Consider the following 4934-nt stretch of genomic DNA (forward strand, 5'->3'; position numbering starts at 1 on the left):
AGTAAAAACTAGCTGTCTTTCTCATTTGGCAACTCCTCCGATATGGTAGATTCTTGCTCCAAACATTGCTCGCTAGCTCGCAATGTTTGGATGTCTTCTATCATACCACGAGTGTTACCTATGTTTCTCAGCCTCCGCATATGATGGTATGCGGGCTTATCTGGTTTGATCATGATACCAATGAACATTATGGTACTGCGGCAGGAATTCTGGTTTTATCGCATGACCCCTCAAGAGTTTTCCCTCAATGCAGGATTTTAGCAGACACGCATAGATCAATAGTTCCTGATGGAAATCCTATTGATCAGGAAGATATACGCGGCCCTGCACCCGTGGTTATAGAAAGAGCGCTTGCATTTATAGATCGCAATACACGGCATCCTATGCGGGTTGTCGGCCTGGAACGTGTGCGTATTGATGAATATCCCATCGAGGCCTTAAGAGAGGCTCTTGTTAACGGAGTTGCCCACAGAAATTATGAAGATGCAGGCCGGAAAATAATGGTGGAGGTATTTCCTGATCGTATTGTCATCTCCAGCCCCGGCCTTCCACCAAAACCGCTGACTATTCAGAAATTGCGTTCTGGTAGATACAAACCATGTTCACGCAATCCTATTTTAGCGCAAAGTCTGTCGTATTTTCATCATATCGAGGAACGTGGCAGCGGATTCCGCAGAATGCGCGATCAAATGATAGATCACGGGCTTGAAAATATTTCACTTGGTGAAGATACTGGATATTTTCAGGTGATATTCAAAGGGCCAGGTAGTAATATCTCTAAATTGCGCATTCCGAAAACAGCGGGGAAGAGAACGATCGTTCCATCAGTAGAAGAAAAACTAAACAAAAGGCAAAAACAAATTATAATCCAAGTTCTTAAGAGAGGATATGTTACCAGTGGGTGGTGTAAAAAACGTTTTAATGTCGTTTATGATACGGCACAACGGGATCTTTTAGGGCTGGTAAATCTGGGAATTCTTGAGCAGGTTGGCCGTGGGCGAACAACAAAATATGTCGAAAAAAATAAATAAAAAATATACCGATAATCTACCGATTATTTAGTTTGAATCTACTGATTGAAATATTGTAGTTATGAGTGTGACAATGAATTGCAAGGATTGAGCATTAAGGCATTATGTGCTTGCGCCAAGGCAGAATCGTTAAATAAGCCAGGTTAAACTTAAAGATTTCGCAGTTTTCACAGAAAGCGAAAAATTTTGCTTGTTGCGGAGGCTGAGAAACATAGGTAACACTCGTGGTATGATAGAAGACATCCAAACATTGCGAGCTAGCGAGCAATGTTTGGAGCAAGAATCTATCATATCGGAGGAGTTGCCAAATGAGAAAGACAGCTAGTTTTTACTTCTTTAAGAGAAAGCCTCTACCTAAAATAAATAGATATGAACATTGGCGAGGTACAGCAGAGATTGCAGTGCTTTCTTCAAAGGCGAGACTAAGACTGGAATGGATAATATTCTATTACACTGCAGGAAAGCGCAATGTTAGATTTACCTGTAAGCATTTTGGCATATCAAGAAAGACTTTTTACAAATGGTTTAATAGATTCAGGGATAACGGATACGATGTTAAAGAGTTAGAAAATCAGTCCAGGGCTCCTCATAGAAGAAGGAAGTGGGAAGTGACTTTAGAACAAGAAGCAAAGGTAAAACTGTTAAGAAAGAAGTACATGCATTACGGCAAGATAAAACTCAAGGTTTTATACAAACAAGATTACAAGGAAGACATATCCTGTTGGAAGATAGAAAGAGTGATCAGAAAGCATAAACTGTATCCGGATAAGGTCAAGGCAGAGAAAACAGCTAAGAAGATTGCAAGAGCTAAGCAGCATCCCAAGAAGAGGATAACTCAGTTGGTTAAGGAGAATAAATTATGGTTTCTTCTTCAGCTGGATACTATTGTCATTTACTGGGGTAGTCTTAAGAGATATATTCTTACAGCGGTTGATCATGCTAGTAAGCTCGGCTATGCCAGAATGTACAAAACTCACAGCTCTAAAGCCGCAGCGGATTTTCTATACAGGCTTCAATATCTTATCAATCAGCAGATTATGAACATTCAGACAGATAACGGAAGTGAGTTTGCCAATTATTTTGAGCAGGCTTCTGCTAAACTTGGTATTGATAGATATTTCTCAAGAGTAAGAACTCCAAAGGATAATCCTGAAGCTGAGAGATTTAACGGGACACTCAAGCATGAATGGCTCTATGATGGCAATCTAACTACTGATTGTGATGAGTTTAATCCAGCTGTAACAAATTGGCTGATTGAGTATAATTTTAATCGCCCTCATCAAGCGCTTGATTATTTAACACCTATGAGATATATTGAGAATCACAATGAAAATCTTAAACAAAAAGTGTTACCTATGTGCCCAGCCAGCACACTTGTTTTGCCAGAATCTTGGCATAGAATAGAATTAAAGGAGAGTAAATTTCATACTCTAAAATAAAGAGCGAAAAAAGGAGGGAATAATAATGAGTGTCCAGTTATTAAAAGGGAAAAAATATAGCGGACAGTATGTAGCACTTAAAAGCTTTGAAGATGCTACAGTTATAAGCAGTGGAGATCGCATCCAAGAAGTTTATGAGAAAGCTGAAAAAAAAGGATATAAGAATCCTGTTATAGCACATATACCTAAAAAAGATGTAATACAGATTTATTAAGAGCATTAGGGAAAGCGAATAAAATCAAACAAAAAGCATTTCCTATGTATTTCAGCCAACACTAAAAAAATTGTTAGTTTGACAATGTCCTCTGAAGATGTAGAATAGAATTAAAGAATTTGGATAAAGTTCTAGCAATCAGATAACCAAATTAGAAAATGGAGGAAAAGATATGAATGCTCAATATCTGTTGGATAGGATTACCGCCAATCCTGATGTGATGGTTGGCAAACCGACTATTAGAGGTTTACGAATTACAGTTGACCAGATATTAAAAGCCTTAGCTGGTGGAATCACAACTCAGGAATTGCTTGAAGACTATCCTGAGTTGGAGTCTGAGGATATTCAGGCAGTTTTACTTCACGCATCTGAATTGGTTAGCGAGGAGCAAGTTTTTAAACTTGCAATAGGTACTTGAAGGTGAAGCAAAAGAGCTTAAAATTTTTAGTTGATGTTGGAGTTAGTATAAAAGTTGAGAGTTGGCTTATAAATCATGGATATGATACAAAAAGTGTTAGAGACATAAATCCTCAAATGCTTGATGAAGAAATACTAAAGATGGCAGTTTCAGGAAAGCGAATGGTTATTACTATGGATAAAGATTTTGGAGAGTTAGTGTATAATTCCGGATTACCACATGCAGGTGTTTTATTGTTAAGGCTTGAAGAAGCTGCGTCTGAGGAAAAGGTTAAAGTTATAGAAAATATTTTAGAAAAACACTCTAATAATCTTTTGAATAAGTTTTGTGTTTTTAAAGATGGGAAATTGAGAATTAGAAAATAAGAGGGAAAACTGCGCGAACCATTAAAACAAGGAGGGGAAACAATGGCAAAGAAAAAAGCAGAAGCAAAGCTCTATTCATTAAGGATAGGCAAGAAAGAAGACAATGTATTTAAGGGTAAAGGAGCAAGACAGGCTGCTTTAAAGGCTGCTTCCAGGGGATTGAAAGACAGCGATGGTCTGATCAAGCTCAGAGAACATGGGCAGAAGAAAGACGGCAAATGGAGACTGCATATATTTAAAGGTTCAGTACAGAAAGTTGCTAAACCTGCTAATGCACCTGATTGGATGCCTGATAAAATTAACAAACCCATGGTAAAGAAACTTCGTGTTGAGAAGTTAGATAAGATATAATAACGCCGCGAAGTAATAGTTCGCCAAAAGTACTCAGGACTACGAATCAGGAAGCTCCTTGCGTAAGCTAGGAGTAATTCACTCCCTTGAATCGGGTCATAATCGGGTCATAATCGGGTCATTTAGAGAAATAGTACGAACTGCGGCCTGCTCCAGCAGTGTTACAAACATTCTTTTTTACTAAATCTTGAAGTTCTCTCTTTGCAGTCGCGGCACTCACCCCAAATATTTTCCTATATTCACGATTAGAAATTCTGCCTTCTTGCCTAATGCGCTCCAATGCCTTTATCTGCCTTTCATTCAAATTTTCGGTAATATTCCCTTCCTTTTCTGTCTCGCCAACTTCTGCAGGATGTAAAACTGTTACAGTGGTATCAGTCCACTCTCTATATTCAGGGTATTTAGGGTTAAAGGGGTGCTTATCGCACGCTCTTTTAAAGAGCTGCATCCCTTCGCCAATCTGCTCAGCATAGCCATAGCCAGTAAGTATTCTAGCAATATTGGGGTTCCGTTGTTTATTTCTGACGATATAGATGTTCTCAGGGGTAATAGGGTCGAGAAGTAAGCCGGGATTAAGAACTTCGATACGGTCACTAAACCAAAGAATATCTATTCCATTTTTGATAAAAGGGTGATATTCCCTGTGGGTTGTAGCATTAGCAATTGCTTCCCTGATAACAAGGTAGGGATACTTAGGAATATATTCCCGCTTTCCTGTAGCAGGGTTTTTGTAGGGAATAAGTTCTTTCCCCAATTCTTGAATAATGTATTTGTAAGCCTCGCCTATCATCTCTGGAAGTGTTCCTGCATCGATATAGTTATCTCCTAAAGCCCAAAGTAAGGAACGTGCAATATTACATGGTTGCTGTAACTGCATAAGCTAAAGACACTTAAGCCTCTTTATAGCCCGGCATTCAGATCAATCGATCATCATAAGACCGCTGATAATATGGCGTATAATACTTGCTTACAATTGAACTTAGCGCCTTCGCTCCGCTTCGGCGGGTTTTTCAAAATCTTTATCAAACCTGAGAGTACCTCCACATTTCCAACACTCTAAATCCCAGCATGTGCCATGATCTGCGCCACAGCCAACATCCTCAACATCTGTCTCAA

At 39.0% G+C, this 4934-nt stretch carries 7 protein-coding genes; 6 read left to right on the forward strand and 1 reads right to left on the reverse strand.

Annotated features, from left to right (window positions below; genetic code table 11):
* The first annotated feature begins 140 nt into the window (after nt 1-140).
* The 6 genes from Q7J67_04400 to Q7J67_04425 all read left to right on the forward strand — a co-directional run bounded on the left by Q7J67_04400 (nt 141) and on the right by Q7J67_04425 (nt 3818).
* Nucleotides 141-1031 carry an ATP-binding protein gene (locus Q7J67_04400; protein ID MDO9464521.1) on the forward strand — a complete coding sequence of 297 codons (891 nt, stop codon included), beginning with the start codon at nt 141-143 and terminating at the stop codon, nt 1029-1031.
* A gap of 308 nt (nt 1032-1339) precedes the next feature.
* Nucleotides 1340-2470, forward strand: a complete 1131-nt coding sequence (locus Q7J67_04405; GenBank protein MDO9464522.1) for an integrase core domain-containing protein — start codon at nt 1340-1342, stop codon at nt 2468-2470.
* 25 nt (nt 2471-2495) lie between these two features.
* Nucleotides 2496-2684, forward strand: coding sequence for a DUF5678 domain-containing protein (locus tag Q7J67_04410; GenBank protein ID MDO9464523.1), 189 nt, complete (start codon nt 2496-2498; stop codon nt 2682-2684).
* Between the two features lie 172 nt (nt 2685-2856).
* Nucleotides 2857-3102, forward strand: a complete 246-nt coding sequence (locus Q7J67_04415) for a DUF433 domain-containing protein (GenBank protein MDO9464524.1) — start codon at nt 2857-2859, stop codon at nt 3100-3102.
* Nucleotides 3103-3104: 2 nt separating this feature from the next.
* On the forward strand, nt 3105-3467 hold the full coding sequence (locus Q7J67_04420) for a DUF5615 family PIN-like protein (GenBank protein MDO9464525.1): 363 nt from the start codon (nt 3105-3107) through the stop codon (nt 3465-3467).
* A gap of 42 nt (nt 3468-3509) precedes the next feature.
* The gene (locus tag Q7J67_04425) at nt 3510-3818 is read left to right on the forward strand and encodes a non-histone chromosomal MC1 family protein (GenBank protein MDO9464526.1); all 309 of its coding nucleotides are present in this window, start codon (nt 3510-3512) and stop codon (nt 3816-3818) included.
* 118 nt (nt 3819-3936) lie between these two features.
* Here the strand turns inward: Q7J67_04425 and Q7J67_04430 are convergent, their stop codons facing one another.
* Nucleotides 3937-4695, reverse strand: coding sequence for an ATP-binding protein (locus Q7J67_04430; protein MDO9464527.1), 759 nt, complete (start codon nt 4693-4695; stop codon nt 3937-3939).
* Nucleotides 4696-4934 lie beyond the last annotated feature (239 nt).

The sequence above is a fragment of the bacterium genome, assembly GCA_030652805.1.
Classification (GTDB): Bacteria; JAHJDO01; JAHJDO01; order JAHJDO01; family JAHJDO01; genus JAHJDO01.

Coding starts and splice junctions, on each gene's coding strand:
- Q7J67_04400 (MDO9464521.1), top strand. CDS start 141: ATGATGGTATGCGGGCTTATCTGGTTTGATCATGATACCAATGAACAT.
- Q7J67_04430 (MDO9464527.1), bottom strand. CDS start 4,695: ATGCAGTTACAGCAACCATGTAATATTGCACGTTCCTTACTTTGGGCT.
- Q7J67_04405 (MDO9464522.1), top strand. CDS start 1,340: ATGAGAAAGACAGCTAGTTTTTACTTCTTTAAGAGAAAGCCTCTACCT.
- Q7J67_04415 (MDO9464524.1), top strand. CDS start 2,857: ATGAATGCTCAATATCTGTTGGATAGGATTACCGCCAATCCTGATGTG.
- Q7J67_04410 (MDO9464523.1), top strand. CDS start 2,496: ATGAGTGTCCAGTTATTAAAAGGGAAAAAATATAGCGGACAGTATGTA.
- Q7J67_04425 (MDO9464526.1), top strand. CDS start 3,510: ATGGCAAAGAAAAAAGCAGAAGCAAAGCTCTATTCATTAAGGATAGGC.